31 protein-coding genes and 1 tRNA gene are annotated in these 23,050 nt (G+C 43.8%); 12 read left to right on the top strand and 20 right to left on the bottom strand.

All coding sequences use genetic code 11. The features are described 5' to 3' along the window. Nucleotides 1-132: 132 nt before the first annotated feature. Genes ICN14_RS09210 through ICN14_RS09200 form a run of 3 tightly spaced genes read right to left on the bottom strand, consistent with a single transcriptional unit; the run spans nucleotide 133 to nucleotide 1,535 of the window. Entirely contained in the window at nucleotides 133-837 is a 705-nt protein-coding gene (locus tag ICN14_RS09210; RefSeq protein ID WP_216226163.1) for a DUF6803 family protein, read from the bottom strand. Nucleotides 838-895: 58 nt separating this feature from the next. After that, nucleotides 896-1,231, bottom strand: a complete 336-nt coding sequence (locus ICN14_RS09205; RefSeq protein WP_216226162.1) for a hypothetical protein — start codon at nucleotides 1,229-1,231, stop codon at nucleotides 896-898. A 40-nt stretch (nucleotides 1,232-1,271) separates the two neighbouring features. Then, nucleotides 1,272-1,535, bottom strand: a complete 264-nt coding sequence (locus tag ICN14_RS09200; protein WP_216226161.1) for a heavy-metal-associated domain-containing protein — start codon at nucleotides 1,533-1,535, stop codon at nucleotides 1,272-1,274. Between the two features lie 263 nt (nucleotides 1,536-1,798). Between ICN14_RS09200 and ICN14_RS09195 the strand changes: the two genes are divergently transcribed. Beyond that, nucleotides 1,799-2,149 (top strand): DUF3147 family protein, encoded by a 351-nt coding sequence (locus ICN14_RS09195; RefSeq protein WP_216226160.1) that lies wholly within the window; start codon nucleotides 1,799-1,801, stop codon nucleotides 2,147-2,149. A gap of 67 nt (nucleotides 2,150-2,216) precedes the next feature. Then, complete coding sequence (locus tag ICN14_RS09190; RefSeq protein WP_216226159.1) at nucleotides 2,217-2,486, top strand: hypothetical protein; 270 nt, start codon at nucleotides 2,217-2,219, stop codon at nucleotides 2,484-2,486. Between the two features lie 91 nt (nucleotides 2,487-2,577). On the opposite strand, the gene ICN14_RS09185 is transcribed toward ICN14_RS09190, so the two are convergent. The 4 genes from ICN14_RS09185 to ICN14_RS09170 form a co-directional block, all read right to left on the bottom strand. Further along, complete coding sequence (locus ICN14_RS09185) at nucleotides 2,578-3,201, bottom strand: DUF1003 domain-containing protein (protein ID WP_216226158.1); 624 nt, start codon at nucleotides 3,199-3,201, stop codon at nucleotides 2,578-2,580. A gap of 634 nt (nucleotides 3,202-3,835) precedes the next feature. Continuing rightward, nucleotides 3,836-4,225 carry a hypothetical protein gene (locus ICN14_RS09180; RefSeq protein ID WP_216226157.1) on the bottom strand — a complete coding sequence of 130 codons (390 nt, stop codon included), beginning with the start codon at nucleotides 4,223-4,225 and terminating at the stop codon, nucleotides 3,836-3,838. 78 nt (nucleotides 4,226-4,303) lie between these two features. Next, nucleotides 4,304-4,480 carry a CsbD family protein gene (locus ICN14_RS09175; RefSeq protein WP_216226156.1) on the bottom strand — a complete coding sequence of 59 codons (177 nt, stop codon included), beginning with the start codon at nucleotides 4,478-4,480 and terminating at the stop codon, nucleotides 4,304-4,306. A gap of 68 nt (nucleotides 4,481-4,548) precedes the next feature. Continuing rightward, complete coding sequence (locus ICN14_RS09170; protein ID WP_216226155.1) at nucleotides 4,549-4,884, bottom strand: BON domain-containing protein; 336 nt, start codon at nucleotides 4,882-4,884, stop codon at nucleotides 4,549-4,551. 241 nt (nucleotides 4,885-5,125) lie between these two features. Between ICN14_RS09170 and ICN14_RS09165 the strand changes: the two genes are divergently transcribed. The 3 genes from ICN14_RS09165 (at nucleotide 5,126) to ICN14_RS09155 (ending at nucleotide 7,094) form a co-directional block, all read left to right on the top strand. Beyond that, nucleotides 5,126-5,371, top strand: coding sequence for a hypothetical protein (locus ICN14_RS09165; protein WP_216226154.1), 246 nt, complete (start codon nucleotides 5,126-5,128; stop codon nucleotides 5,369-5,371). Between the two features lie 192 nt (nucleotides 5,372-5,563). After that, the gene (locus tag ICN14_RS09160) at nucleotides 5,564-6,283 is read left to right on the top strand and encodes a Crp/Fnr family transcriptional regulator (protein ID WP_216226153.1); all 720 of its coding nucleotides are present in this window, start codon (nucleotides 5,564-5,566) and stop codon (nucleotides 6,281-6,283) included. A 124-nt stretch (nucleotides 6,284-6,407) separates the two neighbouring features. Next, nucleotides 6,408-7,094 (top strand): Crp/Fnr family transcriptional regulator, encoded by a 687-nt coding sequence (locus tag ICN14_RS09155; protein WP_216226152.1) that lies wholly within the window; start codon nucleotides 6,408-6,410, stop codon nucleotides 7,092-7,094. Between the two features lie 7 nt (nucleotides 7,095-7,101). On the opposite strand, the gene ICN14_RS09150 is transcribed toward ICN14_RS09155, so the two are convergent. Then, nucleotides 7,102-7,608, bottom strand: a complete 507-nt coding sequence (locus ICN14_RS09150; protein ID WP_216226151.1) for a hypothetical protein — start codon at nucleotides 7,606-7,608, stop codon at nucleotides 7,102-7,104. An 82-nt stretch (nucleotides 7,609-7,690) separates the two neighbouring features. Then, nucleotides 7,691-7,915: a CsbD family protein gene (locus ICN14_RS09145; RefSeq protein WP_216226150.1), complete on the bottom strand. Its 225-nt coding sequence runs from the start codon at nucleotides 7,913-7,915 to the stop codon at nucleotides 7,691-7,693. Nucleotides 7,916-8,090: 175 nt separating this feature from the next. Between ICN14_RS09145 and ICN14_RS09140 the strand changes: the two genes are divergently transcribed. Together ICN14_RS09140 and ICN14_RS09135 are read left to right on the top strand one after the other, a co-directional pair. Next, nucleotides 8,091-8,246 carry a DUF3309 family protein gene (locus ICN14_RS09140; protein WP_216226149.1) on the top strand — a complete coding sequence of 52 codons (156 nt, stop codon included), beginning with the start codon at nucleotides 8,091-8,093 and terminating at the stop codon, nucleotides 8,244-8,246. A gap of 20 nt (nucleotides 8,247-8,266) precedes the next feature. Next, a complete protein-coding gene (locus ICN14_RS09135; RefSeq protein ID WP_216226148.1) occupies nucleotides 8,267-8,683 on the top strand; it encodes a BON domain-containing protein in 417 nt (138 codons plus the stop codon). 60 nt (nucleotides 8,684-8,743) lie between these two features. On the opposite strand, the gene ICN14_RS09130 is transcribed toward ICN14_RS09135, so the two are convergent. The 7 genes from ICN14_RS09130 to ICN14_RS09100 all read right to left on the bottom strand — a co-directional run bounded on the left by ICN14_RS09130 (nucleotide 8,744) and on the right by ICN14_RS09100 (nucleotide 14,838). After that, on the bottom strand, nucleotides 8,744-9,019 hold the full coding sequence (locus tag ICN14_RS09130; RefSeq protein WP_216226147.1) for a YMGG-like glycine zipper-containing protein: 276 nt from the start codon (nucleotides 9,017-9,019) through the stop codon (nucleotides 8,744-8,746). Nucleotides 9,020-9,037: 18 nt separating this feature from the next. Beyond that, entirely contained in the window at nucleotides 9,038-9,442 is a 405-nt protein-coding gene (locus tag ICN14_RS09125) for a Rap1a/Tai family immunity protein (protein WP_216226146.1), read from the bottom strand. A gap of 455 nt (nucleotides 9,443-9,897) precedes the next feature. After that, nucleotides 9,898-9,987 (bottom strand) — tRNA-Ser (locus ICN14_RS09120). Between the two features lie 51 nt (nucleotides 9,988-10,038). Continuing rightward, entirely contained in the window at nucleotides 10,039-10,446 is a 408-nt protein-coding gene (locus ICN14_RS09115) for a hypothetical protein (protein ID WP_216226145.1), read from the bottom strand. A 32-nt stretch (nucleotides 10,447-10,478) separates the two neighbouring features. After that, a complete protein-coding gene (gene serS, locus ICN14_RS09110; protein WP_216226144.1) occupies nucleotides 10,479-11,789 on the bottom strand; it encodes a serine--tRNA ligase in 1,311 nt (436 codons plus the stop codon). A 42-nt stretch (nucleotides 11,790-11,831) separates the two neighbouring features. Then, nucleotides 11,832-12,515: an outer membrane lipoprotein carrier protein LolA gene (locus ICN14_RS09105; protein WP_216226143.1), complete on the bottom strand. Its 684-nt coding sequence runs from the start codon at nucleotides 12,513-12,515 to the stop codon at nucleotides 11,832-11,834. Nucleotides 12,516-12,525: 10 nt separating this feature from the next. Then, on the bottom strand, nucleotides 12,526-14,838 hold the full coding sequence (locus tag ICN14_RS09100) for a DNA translocase FtsK (protein ID WP_216226142.1): 2,313 nt from the start codon (nucleotides 14,836-14,838) through the stop codon (nucleotides 12,526-12,528). A 39-nt stretch (nucleotides 14,839-14,877) separates the two neighbouring features. Here ICN14_RS09100 and trxB point away from each other — a divergent pair, with 39 nt between their 5' ends. Next, nucleotides 14,878-15,834, top strand: coding sequence for a thioredoxin-disulfide reductase (gene trxB, locus ICN14_RS09095; RefSeq protein ID WP_216226141.1), 957 nt, complete (start codon nucleotides 14,878-14,880; stop codon nucleotides 15,832-15,834). Between the two features lie 68 nt (nucleotides 15,835-15,902). Here the strand turns inward: trxB and ICN14_RS10400 are convergent, their stop codons facing one another. Together ICN14_RS10400 and ICN14_RS10450 are read right to left on the bottom strand one after the other, a co-directional pair. Further along, the gene (locus tag ICN14_RS10400; RefSeq protein ID WP_255536026.1) at nucleotides 15,903-16,244 is read right to left on the bottom strand and encodes a DNA-binding transcriptional regulator; all 342 of its coding nucleotides are present in this window, start codon (nucleotides 16,242-16,244) and stop codon (nucleotides 15,903-15,905) included. 67 nt (nucleotides 16,245-16,311) lie between these two features. After that, nucleotides 16,312-16,482, bottom strand: a complete 171-nt coding sequence (locus ICN14_RS10450; protein WP_370624840.1) for a hypothetical protein — start codon at nucleotides 16,480-16,482, stop codon at nucleotides 16,312-16,314. A 219-nt stretch (nucleotides 16,483-16,701) separates the two neighbouring features. Here ICN14_RS10450 and ppa point away from each other — a divergent pair, with 219 nt between their 5' ends. From ppa to glnK, 3 genes are read left to right on the top strand one after another with little or no spacing between them, the layout of a single operon-like run. Then, complete coding sequence (gene ppa / locus ICN14_RS09080) at nucleotides 16,702-17,238, top strand: inorganic diphosphatase (RefSeq protein WP_216226139.1); 537 nt, start codon at nucleotides 16,702-16,704, stop codon at nucleotides 17,236-17,238. A 17-nt stretch (nucleotides 17,239-17,255) separates the two neighbouring features. Then, a complete protein-coding gene (locus ICN14_RS09075; RefSeq protein WP_216226138.1) occupies nucleotides 17,256-18,875 on the top strand; it encodes an NAD+ synthase in 1,620 nt (539 codons plus the stop codon). Nucleotides 18,876-18,926: 51 nt separating this feature from the next. Next, nucleotides 18,927-19,265, top strand: coding sequence for a P-II family nitrogen regulator (gene glnK / locus ICN14_RS09070; protein WP_015420723.1), 339 nt, complete (start codon nucleotides 18,927-18,929; stop codon nucleotides 19,263-19,265). 33 nt (nucleotides 19,266-19,298) lie between these two features. On the opposite strand, the gene ICN14_RS09065 is transcribed toward glnK, so the two are convergent. Together ICN14_RS09065 and ICN14_RS09060 are read right to left on the bottom strand one after the other, a co-directional pair. After that, entirely contained in the window at nucleotides 19,299-20,348 is a 1,050-nt protein-coding gene (locus tag ICN14_RS09065) for a helix-turn-helix transcriptional regulator (RefSeq protein ID WP_216226137.1), read from the bottom strand. A gap of 81 nt (nucleotides 20,349-20,429) precedes the next feature. After that, nucleotides 20,430-21,056: a response regulator transcription factor gene (locus ICN14_RS09060; protein ID WP_216226136.1), complete on the bottom strand. Its 627-nt coding sequence runs from the start codon at nucleotides 21,054-21,056 to the stop codon at nucleotides 20,430-20,432. Nucleotides 21,057-21,285: 229 nt separating this feature from the next. Between ICN14_RS09060 and ilvD the strand changes: the two genes are divergently transcribed. Continuing rightward, a complete protein-coding gene (gene ilvD / locus ICN14_RS09055) occupies nucleotides 21,286-22,974 on the top strand; it encodes a dihydroxy-acid dehydratase (RefSeq protein ID WP_216226135.1) in 1,689 nt (562 codons plus the stop codon). Nucleotides 22,975-23,050: the final 76 nt, after the last annotated feature.

Here is a 23,050-nt window from a genome sequence, read left to right as displayed (position 1 = left end):
CCGATAGCGGACCATCGGGATCTGTAATCCACGGATAGCTGATTCGACGAACATTAAATGACCGCTAGCGAACCTAAGCAGCCATAAAAAGAAAAACCGCCCGAAGGCGGTTTAAATTTGACGCAAATTTGATTAATGGTTATACCCTGAATTACCCATGGGCATATTTTGTTGCATCTGCTGGGGCATTTGTCCGCCGCCCATTGGCATATTCCCACCATTCATAGGCATTTGCTTTTGCATCTGCTTAATTTGTGCAGGAGTCATGTTGCCCATCATCTGTTGGTGCATTTGCATCATTTGTGAATGCATTGCAGGATCACATTGCTCATACCTTGCATTGCCACTCATTTGATGAGTGTCAGCATCTTTATAGCCAAGTAGCGATGGGTCTAACATCCCCGAAATCATTGCTACATGTCCAAATACCAGGAATAAGGCAACGCAGATTGCGTGAATCTTTAACTTACCCATTTGGTCTAGCTTTTGATTCACAAAACCAAACTCTTGCAAGGCAATCCAAATTAATGGCAAGCCACCAATGAGGTAACTACCCACAGCAACCACATCAATTGCCGTTCTCCATTCACCGCCTTTGGTAAGAGGAACAACTGCGGTAGTCATCAAATAGGCAATGATGCCAATAAAGTACAGCCCAACGGTTGTGCCCGAAAAGCGGTTGAGGTGATAAACAAAGCCATCAAACTTGCGAGTAAAGAGGATATACAGCTCAGTAATTGCCAAAGTCTCAGCAAGCACTATCGGTATAGCCATAAAGATGAGCAGATTCCAAGGCTGGTTGTCTGCCAATAACTGCATATAGTGAGTCATATTCATTACTAAATCTCCAAAACATAAATTATCAAAACGACAAAAGTCGTCCAATCAGAAGTGATTACAGATATTGTTTTGGTGGCTTGTAGATCGATTCAGTAATGTTAGAGATAGACTTGGGTGTTTCACCAAGCAAATAGACGTCAGATGATTCGTTAAGTGCAAAAGTAACTGGGTTATTTAAAACCGCAATAGATGAACAGCAATAGTGGCTAACACTTAACTTGCTAACTGGCTGAGATTCATCATGGGATGCAGAAGCAACTGCCTCCTCGCAGTGACTATGAGAAGCAGTCTGCAGGGCATGGGAAGATTCGCCTGATGCAATAGGCATTGTGCTGGCATTAACCATGCCAACTATGAAACTCAGAAAGAGCATTACTGCAATCTTCTTCATATACCTATTTTAAGCCCTAATAGCCAATTAAGCTTGGGGATTAGCCACAACAGCAGCCACCACTCTTTTTCTGGGCGGGAGCAGCAGATTGTTCATCCAAGTCCAAGCTAGATGGGTAGCCCTCTTCATCCAAGGCATGGATAAGGTCACCAGATTGATCTGTCGTTCTACCAACTTGCACACGACCAGACTGCAAATCCACATGAACACTTTCAACACCATCCAACACTTCGAGAGCTTTGGTTACATGCTTTACACATGAACCACAAGTCATACCCTGCACACTTAAATTGATTTGAGGCATAGCACCCCCCTTTACTTTATCTATATCTATATATGGTTACTTTTTTGTAAAAAACAAGTACTTACATAGGGCTGCTATCGAAAGAATGAGGGTAATTAAGACCAAAACCCTGACCAATCCCATTCCACCCATCATTGAGCCATCCATGAATTGATTCATATCAACCTCCACTAGGTTAAGTGCTTAGTTTCATCCTATGCCTATCTAGGCAGCATGTCTAGGTTTCTATAAACTGGACTGCAGCATATTATTTAGAGGCACAAATGGCTTGGATCATTACTAAGTACCTACTTACAGCAGGTATGGTTGTATTCATATCTGAAGTTGCCAAACGAAGTGATAGGTTAGGCGGTTTCATTCAAGCATTACCGCTAATGACATTACTCACCTTAGTTTGGCTCTATATCGAGAACCAATCTGAAGAAAAGATTGCAAATCACGCTTATTACACTTTTTGGTATGTGATTCCAACATTGCCGATGTTTCTATTATTTCCATACTTACTTCCAAAGCTGGGGTTCTGGATCACCATGAGTGCATGCGTAGTGGTAACGGTTATTTGCTATGGATTATTTGCCATTGTGATGAAGTGTTTTGGGATCCAACTTCTCTGAGTAAGGGCCGTTTCTGGCCGATTTGAGCCATCCAGGTTGCTTTAATCGAATAGTCACTTATCGACCCATGACGGACGTCTATAAACCCTCAGCCCTCATTATGACTTATGGTTTATTTGCATCGTATCGGGATCCAGGTTTGAATCGTCGTTGGCCTGCCCAGGCAATGGCATCTATCTGGACTGTTGCTGTTTGTTACTGTTTGCTGATGTCTGACTTAACTGCAGAAGCATTGGGAACCGCAGCTTCTACAGCATCATTTGGAGGATATCGGCAGATTGCACACCAATCATATCTGCATTACTTGAGCACATTAAAGAAAATAAAAAAGCGCTAAAGACGAAGCAAGCATGATGTTTCTAATTAGCATTCGCGTGCAAACCTCTTTGGTTAAGTAATGAGACTACAGAATCTTTTAAATAGTCAAATTAGTCAGTAGCCTGGATCAATTTTTGTCCGTCCACATCAACAACCGAGACTACGGATGACGCTTGCAATATGGCACCATCTACCCGTTCATCAAGTGCCGCTAATACCTGAACGGGATTAAGGGAATGCATTAGTTCAGTCGCCTCAGAATCCGATCTATTGCGAACATTAGGCAGGTCAACGCGTAACTCCTCCAATAAATCGATCATTTTTGCAGTCTTCTGCTCGGTTAATAAATTCACCTTAAGATCAAGATGAGCCCTTTGCTCCTCAATTTTTGCTAAGCGATTTTGGTTTGACAAAACAATAGTTGCCGTTAATAAAGCACTTAGACCAATGATTCCTTGCAAATAATGAAAAGGAGCAGGATCAAATGGATTAAAAGAGAAATACGGCATCAAAATGTTACAAGCAATCCAGGTAAATACAATAAATAAAATTAATACCAAAAAGATTGGCTCACTTATAAAGCTGCTAATTTTTTCAACTAGACGTTGAGCGTAGCTCATCTTTTCATCTTCGCGAACATAAAAATCAAGCACGGCATCTATGTTTTGATTTATATGGCTACGCTCAACCTCATCCGGAGTAGATTCAGAGTTTGGGAAAAATGAATTACCCAATAGAGGCACCCAAAAAATAATAAATTAAAGCTTTCATGGGGTTATTTCCATTGAATACTAATATTTTGATGTACGCCATTTTTAATAGTTAAGCTTGTATTCTTAACCTGCCCTTCATAACTTGACTCTATATAATATTTTCCAGGATTCAGTCCGATCAAAATTATAGGGCCATTAATTTGATGTGAAAGAACTAGCTCTCCTTTTGTATCTTTAATTACCAGCAATACATTCGATACCCATTCAGACTGCTGGCCATTAGCCTTGGAAAAAGTGAGCTCTAAAGGCCAGTTTTTCGAATCAGCCTTGATCGCATCAGACTCCCCAAGTCCAACACCGCCTTAAATATACTTCATGCCGTTATCAGTGTGGATCGGCGGCAATTGAGCCATTGCCATTAATGCGCTCATAGAAAAAATTAAACCAATGAGAATTTTAATCATCATCCATTCCTTATTCTTAAGTGAACTAACCAGCCACTAGACTAACAATCCTATGATTATTAACCCATCTTCTATCAGACATTGTCGAAGTCTAAAGAGAAAACATATGAATCCTTTAAACAACTCTATTAATACGTATTAAGAAAAATTAAGGCCGCGCTGAGGCAGCCCTAATAATTTCTCAATGCAAGTTACATCCTGACTATATGCCAAGCCCCATTGAGGTAGCCATCTCCGTTACGGTCATCCGGCTTTTTATCCATGCTGAAGTAATACAAAGGCTTGCCTTTATAGGCAAATTGCATCTTGCCATCATCGCGAGTAATGATGGAGTAGCTTCCATAGGATGTGGCATTTTTGTCCACCAATAATGGAGGCCAATTAATAGCGCAATCGCCATAACATGCTGACTTACCGGATCCTGCCTGATCACTATCAAATGTATACAAGGTCATATTATTAGTGCCAACCAAAATTCCATCATTTGTTTTCACAATACTTTGACTTGCTGACATAGAAACGCAAGCTATCAAAGAAATACTCACAAGCAATCCAATTCCAATTTTTTTAATAATGCTCATATCAATACCTTTTTGTAAGTCCCCAAAATTGTTTAAATATCAATCCTGGGGATCAATTCATAAAACAACTAGAAGGACTTAGAGCTTGCTTTTAAGGTCAGCTTTAACATCACCCAAACCAGCTTGAATCTTCCCAACTACTTGCTGAGTTAACCCCTCTGCTTGAAGAGACTTATTTCCAACTACATTGCCAACAACCTCTTTCGCTTTGCCTTTAACTTCTTCGACGCGGCCTTTTACTTGATCTTTGTTCATAACTAACTCCTTAGTATTACGTTTAACAACAGAACGACTACTACATGAGCTCTTCTCTCACATAATTTCTATTTGTAAAATGGGTTATTACTACCCTTTACCCGCATATCATTTTTCACTGAGGTCACGCCTGGGATACCCCTGGCAACCTCTACGGCTTTATTGGTTTGATCAATACTGCTAACAAAACCACTCAGCTGCACCTCACCCTTAAAGGTCTGAACGGTTATTTCGGAGGACTTTAATGTAGGCTCGTTAAAGATAGCTGTTTTGACCTTAGCAGTTAAAACACTGTTGTCTACATACTGACCAGTGCTTTCTTTGGTGTCAGTTGCAGCACAAGCTGATAACGAAATTAATATGCCAGTAAACGCTAATGCAGTAATTTTATTAATTAGACTCATTTGCTTCTTTCGTATAAATTGATGGTCGACTATTTTTTGGTGCCGACAGTTCCTCATGCAAGACTTGAGCGTATTCCCCAATTAATTAATTTCATGTTCGCTATCAGACATAAGAAATTATTTTTTTATATGTTGGATATCAGACAAATGCAGTCAATAATTGCCGCTAGAGTGTTCTATGAGTTAATTTTTTAGCTCACATGATTAGAGATATCTCTACTCATATTTTTAGGAGAAATATATGACAATCGACCCAAAATCAATTAGCACTATGCAACCTACCTCACAACAAACTCATGCTAAAGCTGCAGAACATTGCGATGCTGCCTCAATGGCTCACAAAGAAGCCGCTAAACATTGCGCTACTGGCGATACCAAGCAAGCTGGATATCATGCCGCTGTTGCGCAGGGTCATGCGCTTCAAGCAAACGAGCATAGTGAAGCCGCTTTAATAAATGCCGCGAATTCAGCCCCTGTAATGAAGTAATACGATCTGGCGACCTTATAGGGTATAAATTCTGCTAAAAGCAAGAATACTCAAATAAAAGAGCCTACCCACCACCCTGTGGTGGGTTTTTATCGTGTAATCTGATCATATGTGCGGTATCGCACATACTCAATTGGTTCCAGAAAATATATTTGAGTTGTCTCAAAACGATAATTCATACCTAGGCGCATCATGGAAACAAAGTTACTTAAAGATCAAAATCATCTTTTCCATTCAATACCCACGCTTGAGTGGGAAAGACTTCTTCCTCATATTGAAGTAACCGAGCTCCCGCTGGGCAAAGTTTTGTATGAGCCTGGCATGAAAATGAGTCATGTTTACTTTCCCTCAACAGCCATTGTCTCTTTGCTATATGCACTAGAAAATGGTTCGTCAGCTGAAATTGCGATTGTTGGAAATGAAGGAGTTGTTGGAATTTCTATTTTTATGGGCGGCGAATCTACATCCAGTAGAGCTGTTGTCCAAAGTGCAGGTAAAGGCTACCGCATCAAATCATCCATTCTTCTTGAAGAATTTAATCGCGCAGGGCCAGTAATGCACTTGTTGTTACGCTATACCCAAGCATTAATTACCCAGATGACTCAAACCGCAGTATGCAATCGGCATCACACTCTAGACCAGCAATTCTGCCGCTGGTTACTTTTGAGTCTAGACAGATTGCAAAGTAATGAGCTGCTAATGACCCAAGAGTTAATTGCTAACATGCTTGGGGTTCGCAGAGAAGGTGTCACCGAGGCAGCCCTAAAAGTCCAAAAGGCTGGACTTATTAAGTACGCTCGCGGACATATATCCGTCTTAGATCGATTAGGATTGGAGAGACGCACCTGCGAGTGCTATCAAGTAGTTAAATCTGAGTACGATCGCCTACTACCAGAAAAAATGGCCATTTAAGTGCGATAACAGACTGAGCAATCCAAAGTATATGCACATACTCCAACTGGGATAGTTACCGTATAGATTATTAGAGCCCTATTGCCCAAGTAAGGTTTATGAATACAACCCCAAGGCTTGGCAAATGAATAAAAATGCTCTAATCAATTTATTGCCACATAAGAATCAAGAGGCTCTTTTATATAGTGCTGAATTGGTTAATTTAAATTTATCTCAAATTATTTGTATGGTTGGCGAGCCAACCACTCATATTTTCTTCCCAATTAATTGTTTTATTTCTATCACCCAAGGAATTGATCATTACCCTCCAATTGAAATTGGGATGATTGGCAGAGAAGGCTTACTTGGCGCTGAAACTGTTCTTGGTGTCAGCGCCAATCCATTTGGAGCTTTAGTTCAGGGGGCGGGAAGCGCATGGAAAATAAATTCCCAATTTTTCACAAACCAAATTGAAAATGATCCAGAACTTAAGGACATCATTAATGCTTATATTGCAGTACGAATTAATCAACTTGGGCTATCAGCAGCTTGTGAGCATTTTCACCAAATTGGACCGCGTTTAGCTAAGTGGTTATTAATGAGTCAAGATCGCGCTCAATCTCCCACCTTCCTAATGACACATGAGTTTATTTCACTGATGTTAGGCGTTAGGCGTGTTGGAGTTACGACTACAGCAGCAGATTTTAGGAGAAGAGGGTTAATTGAATATCATCGTGGGGAAATGAAGGTACTCAATCGAGCTGCTCTGAAGGCTGAAGCCTGTAGCTGTTATATAAAAAATAGAAAAATTTACTCTTCCTTAATTGGTTAAACAGGCATTAGTCAAAAGCCTTGAATTTCAATTGGAATGATAGGGAGCCAGATACACGATCACCAATAGTTGGAATCACTATTAGATTTAATCCAACCCACTTACCTTCCACCGTAAAAGCAGGCAAGATTGCAGGAAACCACCCGCCATTGTTATTGCTAGGGTAGCCATTAAAGCCTCCAGCAACCACTCCAATATTTATTGGTCCAATTGCAATAGGCTGCCAGTACGCGCCAATATAGTTTGATTGATGGTAATTACTATTTCGGAAAGTCCCAGCTGTCAAAGAGGCGACAGATGAAAATTTATATTCAGCCCCAAACCCATAATTAACGGCATTGAAATTCCTGCTTTGATCAAAGTGATATGACAATAACCCGGGATTTAACCAAATTTCATTTTTCTCAGTTGGCTCAATAAAGTCAATTGGGCCATACGAATCCGCAAAGCAGCTACTAGCAAGAAATAGCAAAAGGATTACAGAGGCCGTTTGCCTAGAAAATTTATTGATCACCTTAATGAATGTATAGAAGGTTGGCGCTGTAAGACCTAGAAATCACTAAAAACTAAATCCAATTCACAGCGCCTATTTCGTTTTACTTCACTTCGAAAGGTTTAAAGTCTTTATTTTGCTCTTCAAACAGCTTAATTTGCTCCTCTACTTCGTCTTTAGTAATACCGTAGGCTTCTTGAATTTTTCCCGCTAATTCAATTCTTTTGCCTGCGATGAGTTCTAAGTGGTCATCGGTTAACTTACCCCAACGAACACGAACCTTACCTTTAAATTGCTTCCAATTACCTTCAACGATATCCCAATTCATAATAATTTCCTTTGCTGAGTGAAAATTTATCGTACCTGTTTATAAGATTTTTATTAGTACGATTCCGCACACAAGAAAAATTACTTAAATTTTGACCATATGTCTGATAGCGAACAGTCAAAAAATTGCTAAATAAGTAAATTAGTCCTTAGTAATTAAAGTAAAGGAAATTGATATGTTGGGAACAATCGTTTTAGTACTTTTGATTTTGATGTTACTAGGAGCCATACCTGCATGGCCCCACAGTAGAAATTGGGGATACGCACCTAGTGGGGGATTGGGTATTGTAGTAATCATCCTACTCATCCTTCTTTTGACCGGCAGAATTTAAATCCTTAAGAAAGAAATCTCATGAAAATGGAAAATAGTTTTAAAGCAATATTTGCATCAATGATGATTGTTTCTGGCCTAGCGGCTTGTGATAATCCAGGTCCAGCCGAAAAGGCTGGCAAGAAAATTGATCAGGTTACAGAGAATGTATCTACTTCTGTATCCAATGCTGCTGATAAGGCTGATAAGGTCGTTACAAAACAAGCAAATACTACCGGACAGGCAATTGATGACTCTACGATCACTGCAAAGATAAAAGCAGCACTTCTAAACGAGCCAGGGATGCAGTCTATGAAAATTACTGTTGTCACTGAAAAAGGAATGGTTAGACTTACAGGATCAGCCGATACTCAGGAAAAAATTGATAAGGCTATTAAATTGGCTGGGGCAGTAGATGGAGTTCAGTCAGTAAAAAGTAAGCTTGTAGTTTCAAACTAATTATTTGTTAGAGCTAACAAAAAAGCCGCATCAGCGGCTTTTTTGTTGACCGCCAATTCTTTAGTTAATGGTTGACTTGGAGGAATTTGATTTAGATGGAGATTTACTTTGATTCTTTTCATGCTGATCATATACATAACCACCTACAGCGCCTATAGCAGCCCCACCTGCCGCGCCCCATAAAAGACCTCCACCAGTAAGAGCCCCAATACCCACTCCCGCCGCGGTACCAATTGCAGCGCCAGATAAAGTTCTTTGTTGCGTATCACTCATATTTGAGCAAGCAGACAAAGTTAATATTGAGGTTGCCGATAAAACGATAAGAATCTTTTTCATAGTATTTCCTTTTTGCTTTTAGCGAATGATTTTGTTAACTGCTTTTCCAGGGGACATGTTTGATGATTCACATGGAAAACGAACAGCCAAAAATCTCAACAATGTATCTGCTGCAGGAGCGGTGTTATATCGAGGATTTTGTTTAACCCAATCAATAAACTGATTCATTACTTCACGACGCGAAGGAGCTGGCTGAACTACACAAATGAAGTCTGGTGCCTTTTTAGGATGGCGAGTAACAAGATAGCCATCAAATACACCCTGACCATACACATCACAATAAATTTGTGGCTGTGGACTAGACTGATCTCCACAAACACCCGCTAACTCTTGCGTACTAATTGCCCTAGTGCCATCTGGGGCAGCTATTGCAATCCCAGAGAAAACTAATAATGAAGCTATAAGCATTGTGATTTTTTTCATAGACTACCATCTCTTTCTAATTAATTGAACTAACTAGAAATTAGTCTAGAAATAATAAAATGATTGGTCTGTCTGGTATCAGACATATGAATTAAAGTCTGTGATTTTTAAAATATATTCAAATACCCCCTACCCCGAGGGATGGCTTTGATAACAAAGGTGCTGTATCCCTATAAATCCTTGTGATAACTATTGACTTGGTAGAAGAGGTCGCATCAAAACTAATGAAGGTCTCTTAATGGCCGGACTCGGTCGGTCAAAACCCTAGAAATAGTCTCTTTTGAGTGTCTGCAATGGGTAAAAAAGGAGTCTCCAAATATGGATTGAATCGTCCGTTTAGATCATCATGAGCGATTCTTTTGAGCGTAATACGAACTATCTGCGGAAACGATTCAATAGTTGCGGAAACGATTCACGTTTAGGTGTTTTATAAATCGCCATAAAACCCATGCTGGTGGCGGAGAGGGAGGGATTCGAACCCTCGGTACCTTTGACAGTACGCCTGATTTCGAGTCAGGTACATTCGACCACTCTGCCACCTCTCCGTTAACTACAGGATAGAACTTAAACGCTATCCCCACTTGAAGCCCTGCAATCTATTGCTCGCAGACGCCTGTCATAAGAAGTCCGCCAGAAAAGAACCCAAAGGGCTTCTTACTACCTTTTACAAACTCTTCGATGCTGAGGTATTCCACAAAAAAGCCATTCTTACCTTCAGCTTTTTGAGTCCAAATGACTTTATAAGAATTGCTTGCACTTCCGGAAGCCAGCACCTTGGGATTTTTTAGAGTATCCATTACATCTCCAAAAACTTCCCCAGTTTTCTTGATCACCACAAATTCCAGACCAACTCTAGGGCTGTCTTGAACTACCGCTAACTCCCCATTAGTTTTAATGTAGGCATCACTTAATACCTCGCAGCGATAGAATTTTTCAGCAGCGAAAACACCTTGAGACATCAATGCCGTAGCAATCAGGCATAAAAATACTGAGCATCTATTCATTTGAGTGAGCCCACTTTTCATTTGCTCTAAGATTAAATTGGTTTGAGCACTTCTAAGCCGCCCAAGTAAGGCTGCAGCGCTTTAGGAATAGCAATGCTGCCGTCTACTTGCTGTTTATTTTCCAGCAAGGCAACCAATGCTCTTCCTACTGCAAGACCAGAGCCATTTAATGTGTGAACTAATTCTGGCTTACCTTGACCCGCTTTAAATCTTGCCTGCATGCGTCTTGCTTGGAAGTCACCCATGCTGGAGCAAGAGCTAATCTCACGATAGGATTTTTGTGATGGCACCCATACCTCTAAGTCATATGTCTTGGCACTTCCGAAACCCATGTCGCCAGTACAAAGCAATACTTTTCTGTAAGGCAGCTCAAGTAACTCCAAAATCTTTTCTGCATGACCGGTTAAATCTTCTAGAGCCTGCATCGAATCTTCAGGCTTAGTGATTTGCACCAACTCCACTTTGTCAAACTGATGTTGACGAATCATGCCACGCACATCGCGCCCATAACTACCTGCCTCAGAGCGGAAGCATGGAGTGTGTGCAACATATTTCATTGGCAGATTATCTGCATTAACAATCTCATCGCGCACTAAATTGGTTACCGGCACTTCTGCTGTCGGAATCAAATAAAAGTTTTCGATTTTTGCTTCGCCTGATCCATCTTCGCCGCCCATCTGACGAGGCACCTTAAATAAGTCCTCTTCAAACTTCGGCAACTGGCCAGTGCCACGCATTGAAGCGGCATTCACCATATAAGGTGCATAGACCTCTTGGTAATCGTGTTGTGTAGTGTGGGTATCGAGCATGAACTGCGCTAAGGCACGGTGCAATCGAGCGATTGGCCCCTTCAGAACTACAAAGCGTGAGCCACTGATCTTCGCTGCCACCTCAAAGTCTAGACCCAAAGGACCGCCAAGATCAACGTGGTCTTTAATCTCAAAATCAAATATTGGAGCATCACCCCAACGCTTCACTTCTTTATTCTCGGTTTCGTCTTTACCCACTGGAACTGCTTCATCCGGTAAGTTTGGAATACCCATTAAGAAATCTGCAATCTCTGCCTGCAAAATCGCTAAGCGAGCTGCGCCTGATTCCATATCCACGTTAATCTGCGTTGCTTCAGCCATCTCAGCAGCAGCATCTTCACCCTTACCCTTTTTCATACCAATAGCTTTGGCCAATTGATTACGCTTAGCTTGCAATTCTTCTGTACGTGTTTGCAAAGATTTACGCTCGGACTCCAAGGTATTGAATTTCTCAACATCCAATTGAAATTTGCGAGTAGCTAAACGAGCAGCAACAGCTGCGATATCTTTACGGAGTAATTGCGGATCAATCATGTAATGCTCTACTGGTTAGGATGTAAGGGTGCCACTGAAGCTCTAGTTTAAGCGTAAGACCTCTGCTCCGGCGGGCGGAACAAATGTGAAGCGATTGGCGGGTAGATTCACATTGAGTTGGATCTTATCCAAAGTGACCAATACCACGCTACCTAAGCCATCAATGAGTTCTAGCGCTTTAGGGAGGCCATTGACCATTCCGACGGAGATCTTGGTGTACGGCAAGTCGTTGCCATTTTTAGCATTAGGATTTTTCTTAGGAACAAGGGCAACCCATTTCATACCCAGGCGATCTTCGCCCTCAACCAAATCAAAATGCTGGTCTAGTGAAGTCTCGCCAAATAAGATTGCAGCAGGAGTGGCAGCCAAAGCCTGGCCTGCAGGTCTGAAGGTTGCTTGATTTAAGTCCTTATCCCACAAAATGAGTTGCTTGCCATCAGCAATCAATTTTTGCTCGTACGGTTTTTGCGTATCCCAAATAAATCGGCCTGGGCGTTGAAACACAAAACGCCCTTGTGTTTGCCGAACTACTTTTAAACCTTTGTCTTGCGGCTCATTTGCTTTGGGTGCACGCAACTGCTGTTGCACAAATTCACCTTCAGCGGTTTTAGAGTTACGTACAAACTGACGCAACTGCTCTGCACCACTCTCACCATCCGCAAATACCAAACCTGAAGATAAAAGAACTGTGAGCCCTAAAGCTGCTGCTGAGAAAATTCTACGCAATGGAGTCGCCTTATTCAGAAGGACGATGAAGGATTTCGCGATTGCCGCCGTTACCCATCTTCGAAACTAAACCGGCTTTTTCCATATCCTCGAGCAAGCGGGCTGCACGGTTATAACCAATGCGCAAGTGACGCTGCACCAAGGAAATAGATGGACGCTTGTTTTCTAGAACGATGGCTACTGCTTGGTCATACAAAGGATCGGCTTCGCCGCCACCCTCACCAGTTAGTGCATCAATATTAGATTCATCGGCACCTTCCAGAACACCGTCAATGTAATTGGCTTCGCCCTTCTCTTTAAGCCACTCCACCACGCGATGAACTTCATCATCAGAAACAAAGGCGCCATGAACGCGAACTGGCAAACCAGTACCCGGTGCCATGTAAAGCATGTCACCCATACCGAGCAGTGCTTCAGCACCCTGTTGATCTAGGATAGTGCGGCTATCAATTTTTGAACTTACTTGGAATGAAATACGGGTTGGCACGTTGGCCTTAATCAGACCAGTAATCACATCGACGCTTGGACGTTGAGTTGCCAATACCAAATGAATACCAGCAGCTCGCGCTTTTTGCGCAATACGTGCAATTAACTCTTCAATCTTCTTGCCAGAAACCATCATCAAGTCAGCCAACTCATCGATCACGATCACGATCACTGGCGCTTTATAAATTGGCTCTGGATCATCCGGAGTCAAGCTAAATGGATTGGTGAGCTTCTCACCTTTTTCTTCCGCTTCTAAAATCTTTTTATTAAAGCCAGCCAGGTTACGCACACCAAACTTACTCATCAGTTTGTAGCGACGCTCCATCTCATTTACAGCCCAATTGAGCGCGTTATACGCCTGCTTCATATCAGTTACAACTGGACATAAGAGATGCGGAATCTTGTCGTACATAGCCATCTCGAGCATCTTCGGATCGATCATGATCAGACGCACTTCATCAGGCTTGGCCTTGAAGAGGATGGACAAAATCATGGCGTTGATACCAACAGACTTACCAGCACCAGTCGTACCAGCAACTAAGCAATGCGGCATCTTCGCCAAATCGGCAACGATCGGGCTACCTGAAATATCTTTACCCAAAGAGAGGGTCAAGTTGGAATGACTGTCGTTGTAAACCTGAGAACTCAAAATCTCGGAAAGGTAAACCGATTGACGCGTTGGATTTGGTAACTCCAAAGCCATACAAGTTTTACCTGGAATAGTTTCCACCACACGCATACTCACTACGCCCAGCGAGCGCGCCAAGTCACGTGAGAGATTCACAATCTGACTGCCCTTCACACCTACAGCAGGATCGATTTCGTAACGGGTTACTACCGGGCCTGGATAGGCGGCAATGACTTTCACTTCCACATTGAACTCAGCCAACTTGCGTTCAATTAAACGGGAAGTGAATTCCAATACATCTGCAGAAATCGTTTCTTTCGCTTCAGGCACAGGATCAAGCAATGCCAGCGGAGGTAATTCTGAATCCGGGATATCCACAAATAGTGGCTGCTGTTTCTCACGCTCCACTCGAGCGCTTTTCACTACCTCTACTGGGGCACGAACAATCTGTACCGGCTTAGCAATTTCAACGCGTCCACGAAACTCTTCAACAAACTCTTCGCGCTCTTCAGCTGCAGCTTCACCCAATTTACGATCTTCTTCGCTATCGCGACGTTCACGCAAGCGGTTGTAGGCGAGCTCAAGGGAGCGTCCTACTTTTTCAGCAACATCCAACCAAGAAAAATGAAGAAATAAGGACAGTCCAGCACACAGCGTAAAGAGCAAAACCAGGGTGGAACCAGTAAAACCCAAGGTCATCTGCAAGGGATCGCCAATCAACTCCCCTAAGATGCCCCCAGGAGGCCTTGGAAGCTCCCAGGTAAGCGAATGCATCCGAATAGACTCAAGACCCATGCTGCTGAGCAAAGTGAGCCCAAAGCCCAGCCAACGCATTAATAAGGAGTCTGGCTTGGCATCTGGATCTGGCGGCAAAGGAATGCTCCAAAGCTCGCGCCAACCACTCAGAACACGGCGGCCAAAGAGTACTACCCACCAAAAAGCAGAAATACCGAAGATATAGAGCAATAAATCAGCCAAATAGGCTCCAAAACGGCCGCCTAGGTTCTTGGGAACCTCAAAACTGGCATGTGACCAGGCTGGATCAGCCTTGGAATAGGTCAACAAAATGGCAAATAAGCCCAAACATAGGCCGCAGGAGATAAACCAACGGGCCTCTAAAAGGAGGCGGGGCATCCTACCCTGCCCTTGATTCTCAGGGGGCTGGGGGCTTAAAGGGGTTTGGGACTTCGGGTATGCGGTTCTTGCCATGTTCTACCGATTGTAATCAAGCAATCCTATAATTTGGAGATGACTACAAATACTCCAAAACACTCCAAAGTCCTTATTCTAGGTTCAGGCCCTGCCGGCTACACAGCAGCCGTATATGCAGCCCGCGCTAATTTGAGCCCAACCCTCATTACTGGCCTAGCCCAAGGCGGTCAATTAATGACCACTACTGATGTAGAAAACTGGCCAGCAGACCCTGATGGCGTCCAAGGACCAGAGCTCATGGATCGCTTTTTAAAGCATGCTGAACGCTTTAATACCGAAGTGATCTTTGATCATATTCACACGGCTGCGCTGACTGAAAAACCGATTCGTTTAGTGGGTGACTCAGGCACTTACACCTGTGATGCCTTAATTATTTCTACGGGCGCATCTGCTCAATATATTGGCCTCCCCAGTGAAGAGGCATTTATGGGTCGCGGCGTTTCTGGATGCGCAACCTGTGACGGCTTCTTCTATCGCAATCAAGATGTTTGCGTAGTCGGTGGTGGTAACACTGCTGTTGAAGAGGCACTCTATCTCACGGGTATTGCTAAGAAGGTAACTGTGATTCATCGTCGCGATAAATTCCGCGCAGAGCCAATTCTCAATGACCGCCTCATGGCCAAAGTTGCTGAGGGCAAAGTTGAACTCAAATTGAACTCAACTCTTGACGAAGTACTTGGCGATGAAAAAGGTGTTACTGGAGTGCGCATTAAGAAAGCCGATGGCAGCAAAGAAGATATCGCTGTGACTGGCGCCTTCATTGCAATTGGTCACAAGCCTAATACCGAGTTGTTTGTTGGTCAGTTGGATATGAATAACGGCTATCTCAAGACTCACTCTGGTTTGGAAGGTAACGCCACCGCTACCAACATCCCCGGTGTATTTGCAGCGGGCGATGTACAAGACCATATCTATCGTCAAGCGATCACTAGCGCAGGTACAGGCTGTATGGCTGCACTAGATGCGCAGCGCTATTTGGAGACTTTGGCTTAATAGGGGCAATCAAAGTATCAAATAAAAATGCCTAGCATTGCTAGGCATTTTTATTTCTAAGGAATCAATCAAACACTGAGAGCAAGCAATGCAATCTCAGGAGCCCTATCCAGAATCTTCAACAAAGCTTTGGCCGCACCAGTGGGACTGCGCTTGCCCTGCTCCCAGTTTCGAATTGTCTCCAGGGAAACTTCGATACGCTTAGAAAATTCTTGCTGGGATAAACCAATTCTCTCGCGCACGCCTTTTGCATACTTAGCAGCATCTAACATCGCATCTGCATCATCTTGCTGTTGATGCAATTTAATCAAACGCTCTGATGTCACATCAACCAATTTTTTATCGATGAATCCTTTAGGGAAGCTACTAGGATCATTTAGATCCACGCTAACTCGAACGATTTTCTTCATAACGTCTAACCTCCCTACGATTTGCCCGCCTAGCTGAAATAATCCTAATTGCTGTAGGCCTCTTTGTCTAAATCACTACAAATACTTTTTCATCCAGCAAGCCCAATGCCCGAAATCGCTCTTCCCCATAATCCCAGCGCTGATCTCTTTCTATCAACAAATTTGAATCTATAAAAATTGATATCACATATGTGAAATCAAAATTTCGGGAGTTCTGGCATAAATCACTTCTAGCCATATCCCATTCAAAATCCATTATCTCCATTGTAGGCCATTGGCCTACCATTAGTCAATCAACCTAGGGCACCCATCTATTGGTGTTGCTGCAGAAAGCCTTAAACTAGAGTCCATAAAGCATTCATGGCTTTAATTGCAGGAAATAGATTCGATCTTCAACAGCAAGGGTCCGCCTCTTTGCTAAGATCGAAGCGCACATTAATCACTAACCGGAGTATTTATGAGTTACGACAAGGTCAGCCCAGGTAAGAAAATCCCAGAATCATTCAACGTCATTATTGAGATCCCAATGAATGCGGATCCAGTGAAGTATGAAGTGGACAAAGAAACTGGCTGCCTCTTCGTAGATCGCTTCATGGGGACAGCAATGCACTACCCATGCAACTACGGTTACATCCCTAAAACAGTTGCTGGTGACGGCGATCCTGTGGACGTTCTCGTCATGACTCCATTCGCATTGGTTCCAGGCTCAGTTGTTAGCTGCCGCGCTATCGGCATGTTAGAAATGGAAGATGAAGGCGGACAGGATGCAAAGTTGTTGGCAGTTCCAGAAGACAAGATTTTGCCAATCTACAAGCATTTGCAAAAACCTGAAGATGTAAACGAATTACTCCTCGCCCAAATTCAACACTTCTTCGAGCACTACAAAGATCTCGAAAAAGGTAAGTGGGTAAAAGTTAAAGGCTGGACTGGTGTAGCTGCTGCCCATAAAGAAATCTTGGACGGCATCGAAGGTTACGCTAAGTCACAGAAGTAATTTAGTAGTCATTGGGAGTGAGCTCGCAAAAAATCGCCTTAGCGCAAATCAACCCTCTTTTGGGTGATTTGCCTGGCAACGCGCAGCTCATCTCTCAAGCCGCCGCAGAGGCTTATGCACAAGGCGCCACAGTAGTTCTTACGCCAGAGCTCTCGCTCACCGGCTACCCCCCAGAAGATTTGTTATTGCGCCCTGCTTTTATTGAGGCTGCTGATCGCGAGCTCAGTTGTTTAATGCTAGAGCTCCAAAAATTTCCAGGGCTGACCGTGATTATTGGTCACCCTAAAAAGACTGTCACTGGCTTACAAAACTATGCCTCCGTTATTCGTGATGGCAAAGTCATTGCTGGCTATGCCAAACAAGAATTACCCAATCATGAAGTGTTTGACGAGGTGCGTTATTTCACGCCAGGCAATGAAGCCTGTGTATTTGAAAATGCCGGAGTCAAATATGGGCTCATTCTTTGTGAAGATGCTTGGCATGAGGGTCCCGCTAAGCAGGCTCATGCTGCCGGCGCCCAAGTACTGCTAGTTCTCAATGCTTCGCCTTATCACCTCCAAAAAGAATCTTTACGTATTGAGGTGCTACGCAAACAGATTGCCTTAACCAAGATGCCGTTGGTTTATGTCAACGCAGTCGGCGGTCAAGATGAATTGGTATTTGATGGCGGATCATTTGCTTTAAATAGTGCGGGCAAAGTAGTTATGACTATGCCGCAGTTTGAAACTGCTCTTGGCTATGTCGATCTCAATGCGGCAGCCGATTTAGAGCCAGGATCCTTGGTCACTCCATCTACTGTAGAAGCTCAGGCATACCAAGCACTTGTTATGGGTGTGCGCGACTATGTTCAGAAGAATCGTTTTCCAGGAGTCATCATTGGCCTCTCAGGTGGAGTGGATTCCGCATTGGTACTAGCGATTGCGGTGGATGCTTTGGGTGCGGATAAAGTACGCACCGTCATGATGGCTTCACGCTATACCGCTGACATCTCTTGGATTGATGCTAGAGAAATGGCTCAGAATCTAGGCGTTCAATACGATGAGATCCCTATTAGCGAACCTGTGGATGCTTTAGAGCAGGCATTGGCTGAGCAATTCAAAGGCTTAAAGCTCGACGCTACTGAAGAGAATATTCAGGCACGAGTGCGCGGCACTCTTCTAATGGCGCTATCTAACAAAACTGGTCGCCTAGTTTTAACAACAGGCAATAAGAGTGAAATGGCTGTCGGCTACTGCACTCTCTACGGAGATATGGCTGGCGGCTTTGCTGTGATTAAAGATATTGCCAAGACTTTGGTCTATCGCTTGTGCGCTTATCGCAATAGTATTTCTCCAATCATTCCGGAGCGGATTTTGACTCGCGCCCCTTCTGCAGAATTGCGCCCTGATCAAACTGATCAAGACAGCCTGCCATCGTATGAAGTGCTAGATGGCATCGTAGAGCGGTATATGGAGCAAAACCAATCCATCGCCGAGATTATTGCTGCCGGCTTTGATGCCGAAAGCGTAGAAAAAGTAACCCGCCTGATTAAGCTCAACGAGTACAAACGTCGCCAAGCGCCTCCAGGCGTTCGTGTGACTACCCGAGCCTTTGGGCGTGACTGGCGCTACCCTATTACGTCCCAATTTAGGGCGTAACCGGGCATTCGTTTTCAGTTCTAGGTATGATTACTGTATTAAGGGGAATATATGAAGCTAATCACATCCATTATTAAGCCGTTCAAACTTGACGAAGTTCGTGAAGCCTTAGCTGAAGTAGGCGTTACCGGACTGACTGTTACTGAAGTTAAAGGTTTTGGTCGCCAAAAAGGTCACACCGAACTCTATCGTGGTGCCGAGTATGTGGTCGACTTTTTGCCTAAAGTAAAAGTTGAAGTCGTTGTTGCTGATGACCGCGTAGATTCAGCAATCGAAGCAATTACTAAAGCTGCACGCACTGGCAAGATTGGTGACGGTAAGATTTTTGTTAGCCCAATCGAACAGGCTATTCGTATTCGCACTGGCGAAACGAACGACTCAGCAGTTTAAGCATCAGCACTTAATGCGCTAATCCCCAAGGGGTTAGCGCTGCTGAGAATCTGTCCGGTCTACGGGTGGAGCCACCACTTCAGCAGCTTCCAATACTAAGGTTTTGAAATTCGAATTTGTCAGGCGCACTTTTGCGCCCTGAAAAAATACATCTGCCTGAGCAAGGCCACCAGTCAGCACTTTAAACGGCGGCTTGCCATAAAAGGATGCGCCCACACCAGGCTCAACCATCTTGTTCTGCATCTTTCCAGAAGCATCACTTACGCAAATCACTTGCTTGGTTTTAACTTGCACATAAACCATATCCGCAGCCTTACGAGGCGCATCAGGCTTATAACTAATGATGCCTTCCTCAGCGGGGCAAGCTGTTGAGGCCTCAGCACTAGCCGCAGGAACTGCTGCTGGCAGAGCCGCGGTTGGAGCAACTGGTACAGGCTCGACTGGAGTTGCTGCAGGGGCCGGTTCAATAATTTCTTCTTTGACAACAACGATTTCTTCTGGCTTGTCGGCAAAAAAGAGTGGGCGCAAGTTAATTACTGAGAACACCAGCGCAGCCAATACGCTGAGCCAAAGAAACAACTTCTTTGATGAGGTAGGCTTTGAGCTTGATGAAGTCGCAGAAAAAGGAATTTGTTTTGAGGTAACTTTTGTAGGCTCTACTTTTGTAGTTTCTGCTTTTTGGACTGGATCTTTTTTTTCTTCTTCAGCCACCAATATGGGAGCTTGAGTCTCCTCCGCTACCTCTTCAACTACTACAGCTTCTTTTTTTGACTGTGCTTTTTTTGCTGGAGCTTTAATAGGCTCTTCAACTTTTGACTCTTCAACAATTTTTACTGGGGCTTGAGAGCCATAGTCGAATGCTTCCTCATCACTTAAGTTCAGAAGCTTTGCTACTTTCTTAGCAGCGGTAAATTTATTCTGGGCTCCGTAGAAAAAACTGGACTCGCCATTTTCAATTTGAGAGATTTGATGGTGCGAAAGACAGGCCATCCCACCAAGATCTTTCGTGCTAAGACCAAGCGTTTCCCTGGCTTGAGCAAATGCCTCTTTACGAATCTCAGGTATTTTAGTGTTAGCAGTCACGAAAGTATTTAAAGTGATTTATCTGTCGAAATGATGCCCAATAATAGTGTCTATATAACACCAGGGAAATTAGCTCAAGAGCTAGCTTTTCTGGATGTTTTCTAAATCGGATTCAAGGTACTTTGCAACTAATGTTTGGACTGACTCCACATGCATTTTGTCCATGACTCTGGCCTTATGGACCTTAATCGTAGCATCTGTCGTGCCCAGTTTGACGGCAATATCCTTATTAAGCAATCCCTTGACCAGCCAAAAGCAGACTTCCTTTTCTCTAGGCGTGAGGGTTGCATAGTCTTTCTTGGTTTCCACCTCTTTAGAAACGCGCTTGAGCTGACGTCTATCGAACTCCAAGGCATCGGCAACAGCCTTTAATAAATCCTCTAAATTGAATGGTTTAAAGAGGAAATCGAGAGCACCGCGTTTGAGGCTTTTGACGATTTGATGAGGGTGACTCTGGCCGCTAACAAACACAATCGGGGTTTTACGGCCCAGTTGGACTAATTTTTCCTGTAAATCCAGGCCGGTCATATCCGGCATTTGCATATCCAGCAAGATGACGGCTGGCGCTACGGGCACTGAATGTTCTAAAAATGTCACAGCAGAGGAGAAATCTTCCACGATATAACCCACATCCTTGAGCATTCTGCTTAAAGAGGTACGCATCGACTCATCGTCGTCGATTAAGTAAATATGGCCAACTTTAGTCATTGAATTTAAAAGGAAAAGTAGTAGATAAGGCAATGTACCGCAGCTTTTTTACGAAGGATATTAGCTCTCAAGCTAATGATGGGCTCAAATCACCAAATACAATAGAGAAATCTGCTTGCTGCAGTGCACGACAAGAACACAGGAAAGACTGCATAAACCCCTGCGTTCAGCCTAGTCTCACGGCACAATAGAGCTTTTCGACAAATTCTTTTCTGGAGTCAATATCAGCATGAAACGCCTCAATGAACGCTCGCGCAATGTCACCGAAGGGGTTGCTCGCGCACCCAATCGCTCAATGTATTACGCGATGGGCTATGAAGAGAAGGATTTTGTTAAGCCGATGGTTGGTGTAGCAAATGGTCATTCCACTATCACCCCTTGCAATAGCGGTTTGCAAAAACTGGCAGACGCAGCGGTAGCTGCCCTTGAAGAAGCTGGTGCAAAAGCGCAAATGTTTGGAACACCCACTGTCTCCGATGGAATCGGCATGGGTACTGAAGGCATGAAGTACTCCCTCATCTCACGTGAAGTGATTGCGGACAGTATTGAAACTTGCGTCAATGGCTTATGGCAAGACGGTGTTCTAGTCATCGGCGGTTGCGATAAGAACATGCCGGGCGGCATGATGGCGATGGCACGCACTAACGTACCCAGCATTTATGTTTACGGCGGAACGATCAAACCGGGCCACTTTAAAGGCAAGGATCTGAACATTGTTTCTGCATTTGAAGCTGTTGGTGAATTCACATCAGGCCGCATGAGTGAGGAAGACCTCAAGGGCGTAGAGCAACATGCTTGCCCAGGTAGCGGATCTTGCGGCGGTATGTACACCGCAAACACCATGAGCTCCTCCTTTGAAGCTTTAGGTATGAGCCTGCCCTACTCTTCTACTATGTCCAATGTAGATGCTGAGAAGGTTGCCAGTGCGCATGACTCAGCTTTAGTGCTAGTTGAGGCAATTAAGAATAATTTACGTCCACGCGACATCATCACCAAAAAATCGATTGAGAACGCAGTCAGCGTGATCATGGCCGTTGGTGGATCCACTAACGCTGTTCTCCATTATTTAGCCATCACTAGCGCTGCTGAAATTGATTGGACTATTGATGACTTTGAGCGCATTCGTAAGCGTGTGCCTGTCATCGTCGATATGAAGCCTTCTGGACAATATTTGGCAACCGACCTTCATGAAGCTGGCGGTATTCCGCAAGTCATGAAGATCTTGCTAGATGGCGGACTCTTGCATGGCGATTGCATGACGATCACTGGCAAGACCATTGCTGAAACATTGAAAGATGTTCCATCAGTACCGCGAGCCGATCAAAAGGTGATTCGCACTTTGGATAACCCACTGTATAAGCAAGGTCACTTAGCTATTCTGAAGGGCAATATCTCTCCTGAGGGTTGCGTTGCCAAGATTACTGGCCTCAAAAACCCATCGATTACTGGTCCTGCACGCGTATTTGATTCTGAAGATGATGCAATGGCCGCCATCATGGCGCAAAAGATCAAGGACGGCGACGTCATGGTGATTCGTTATGAAGGCCCTAAAGGCGGTCCAGGCATGCGTGAGATGCTTGCCCCTACCTCTGCCCTTGTTGGTCAAGGCTTAGGTGAGACAGTGGGTCTGATCACTGATGGACGCTTCTCTGGCGGCACCTGGGGCATGGTAGTTGGTCACGTTGCTCCTGAAGCATTTGTTGGTGGCGTGATTGCCCTGATTCACGAAGGTGACTCGGTGACGATCGATGCACATAAGCTTCTCATTCAACTTAATGTGAGCGATGAAGAGATTGCGAAGCGTCGCGCTGCTTGGATACAACCTAAGCCACGTTATACCCGTGGATTACTTGCTAAGTATGCTCACCTTGCAAGCACTGCAAGTAAAGGTGCAGTAACCGATCTTAATTTGGATTAAGCATCAGCAACAAATCTAAAGCATCAAAATAAAAGCCCCTAAGTAAAACTAGGGGCTTTTTTAATGTTGAATCTGA

The sequence above is a fragment of the Polynucleobacter sp. MG-27-Goln-C1 genome (assembly GCF_018881905.1).
Classification (GTDB): Bacteria; Pseudomonadota; Gammaproteobacteria; order Burkholderiales; family Burkholderiaceae; genus Polynucleobacter.
The sequence above is the reverse complement of the archived record's forward strand: the minus strand, read 5'-3'. Positions and strand labels throughout refer to the sequence as shown.

What these genes read in the sequence shown, in the direction of transcription:
- ICN14_RS10450 (WP_370624840.1), bottom strand. Translation starts at nt 16,482, where the DNA reads ATGGCTAGAAGTGATTTATGCCAGAACTCCCGAAATTTTGATTTCACA.
- ICN14_RS09160 (WP_216226153.1), top strand. Translation starts at nt 5,564, where the DNA reads ATGGAAACAAAGTTACTTAAAGATCAAAATCATCTTTTCCATTCAATA.
- ICN14_RS09060 (WP_216226136.1), bottom strand. Translation starts at nt 21,056, where the DNA reads ATGACTAAAGTTGGCCATATTTACTTAATCGACGACGATGAGTCGATG.
- ICN14_RS09210 (WP_216226163.1), bottom strand. Translation starts at nt 837, where the DNA reads ATGAATATGACTCACTATATGCAGTTATTGGCAGACAACCAGCCTTGG.
- ICN14_RS10400 (WP_255536026.1), bottom strand. Translation starts at nt 16,244, where the DNA reads ATGAAGAAAATCGTTCGAGTTAGCGTGGATCTAAATGATCCTAGTAGC.
- ICN14_RS09180 (WP_216226157.1), bottom strand. Translation starts at nt 4,225, where the DNA reads ATGAGCATTATTAAAAAAATTGGAATTGGATTGCTTGTGAGTATTTCT.
- ICN14_RS09175 (WP_216226156.1), bottom strand. Translation starts at nt 4,480, where the DNA reads ATGAACAAAGATCAAGTAAAAGGCCGCGTCGAAGAAGTTAAAGGCAAA.
- ilvD (WP_216226135.1), top strand. Translation starts at nt 21,286, where the DNA reads ATGAAACGCCTCAATGAACGCTCGCGCAATGTCACCGAAGGGGTTGCT.
- ICN14_RS09140 (WP_216226149.1), top strand. Translation starts at nt 8,091, where the DNA reads ATGTTGGGAACAATCGTTTTAGTACTTTTGATTTTGATGTTACTAGGA.
- ICN14_RS09100 (WP_216226142.1), bottom strand. Translation starts at nt 14,838, where the DNA reads ATGGCAAGAACCGCATACCCGAAGTCCCAAACCCCTTTAAGCCCCCAG.
- ICN14_RS09125 (WP_216226146.1), bottom strand. Translation starts at nt 9,442, where the DNA reads ATGAAAAAAATCACAATGCTTATAGCTTCATTATTAGTTTTCTCTGGG.
- ICN14_RS09205 (WP_216226162.1), bottom strand. Translation starts at nt 1,231, where the DNA reads ATGAAGAAGATTGCAGTAATGCTCTTTCTGAGTTTCATAGTTGGCATG.
- ICN14_RS09190 (WP_216226159.1), top strand. Translation starts at nt 2,217, where the DNA reads ATGACGGACGTCTATAAACCCTCAGCCCTCATTATGACTTATGGTTTA.
- ICN14_RS09195 (WP_216226160.1), top strand. Translation starts at nt 1,799, where the DNA reads ATGGCTTGGATCATTACTAAGTACCTACTTACAGCAGGTATGGTTGTA.
- ICN14_RS09135 (WP_216226148.1), top strand. Translation starts at nt 8,267, where the DNA reads ATGAAAATGGAAAATAGTTTTAAAGCAATATTTGCATCAATGATGATT.
- ICN14_RS09165 (WP_216226154.1), top strand. Translation starts at nt 5,126, where the DNA reads ATGACAATCGACCCAAAATCAATTAGCACTATGCAACCTACCTCACAA.
- ICN14_RS09145 (WP_216226150.1), bottom strand. Translation starts at nt 7,915, where the DNA reads ATGAATTGGGATATCGTTGAAGGTAATTGGAAGCAATTTAAAGGTAAG.
- ppa (WP_216226139.1), top strand. Translation starts at nt 16,702, where the DNA reads ATGAGTTACGACAAGGTCAGCCCAGGTAAGAAAATCCCAGAATCATTC.
- ICN14_RS09170 (WP_216226155.1), bottom strand. Translation starts at nt 4,884, where the DNA reads ATGAGTCTAATTAATAAAATTACTGCATTAGCGTTTACTGGCATATTA.
- glnK (WP_015420723.1), top strand. Translation starts at nt 18,927, where the DNA reads ATGAAGCTAATCACATCCATTATTAAGCCGTTCAAACTTGACGAAGTT.
- ICN14_RS09155 (WP_216226152.1), top strand. Translation starts at nt 6,408, where the DNA reads ATGAATAAAAATGCTCTAATCAATTTATTGCCACATAAGAATCAAGAG.
- ICN14_RS09200 (WP_216226161.1), bottom strand. Translation starts at nt 1,535, where the DNA reads ATGCCTCAAATCAATTTAAGTGTGCAGGGTATGACTTGTGGTTCATGT.
- trxB (WP_216226141.1), top strand. Translation starts at nt 14,878, where the DNA reads ATGACTACAAATACTCCAAAACACTCCAAAGTCCTTATTCTAGGTTCA.
- serS (WP_216226144.1), bottom strand. Translation starts at nt 11,789, where the DNA reads ATGATTGATCCGCAATTACTCCGTAAAGATATCGCAGCTGTTGCTGCT.
- ICN14_RS09130 (WP_216226147.1), bottom strand. Translation starts at nt 9,019, where the DNA reads ATGAAAAAGATTCTTATCGTTTTATCGGCAACCTCAATATTAACTTTG.
- ICN14_RS09115 (WP_216226145.1), bottom strand. Translation starts at nt 10,446, where the DNA reads ATGAATAGATGCTCAGTATTTTTATGCCTGATTGCTACGGCATTGATG.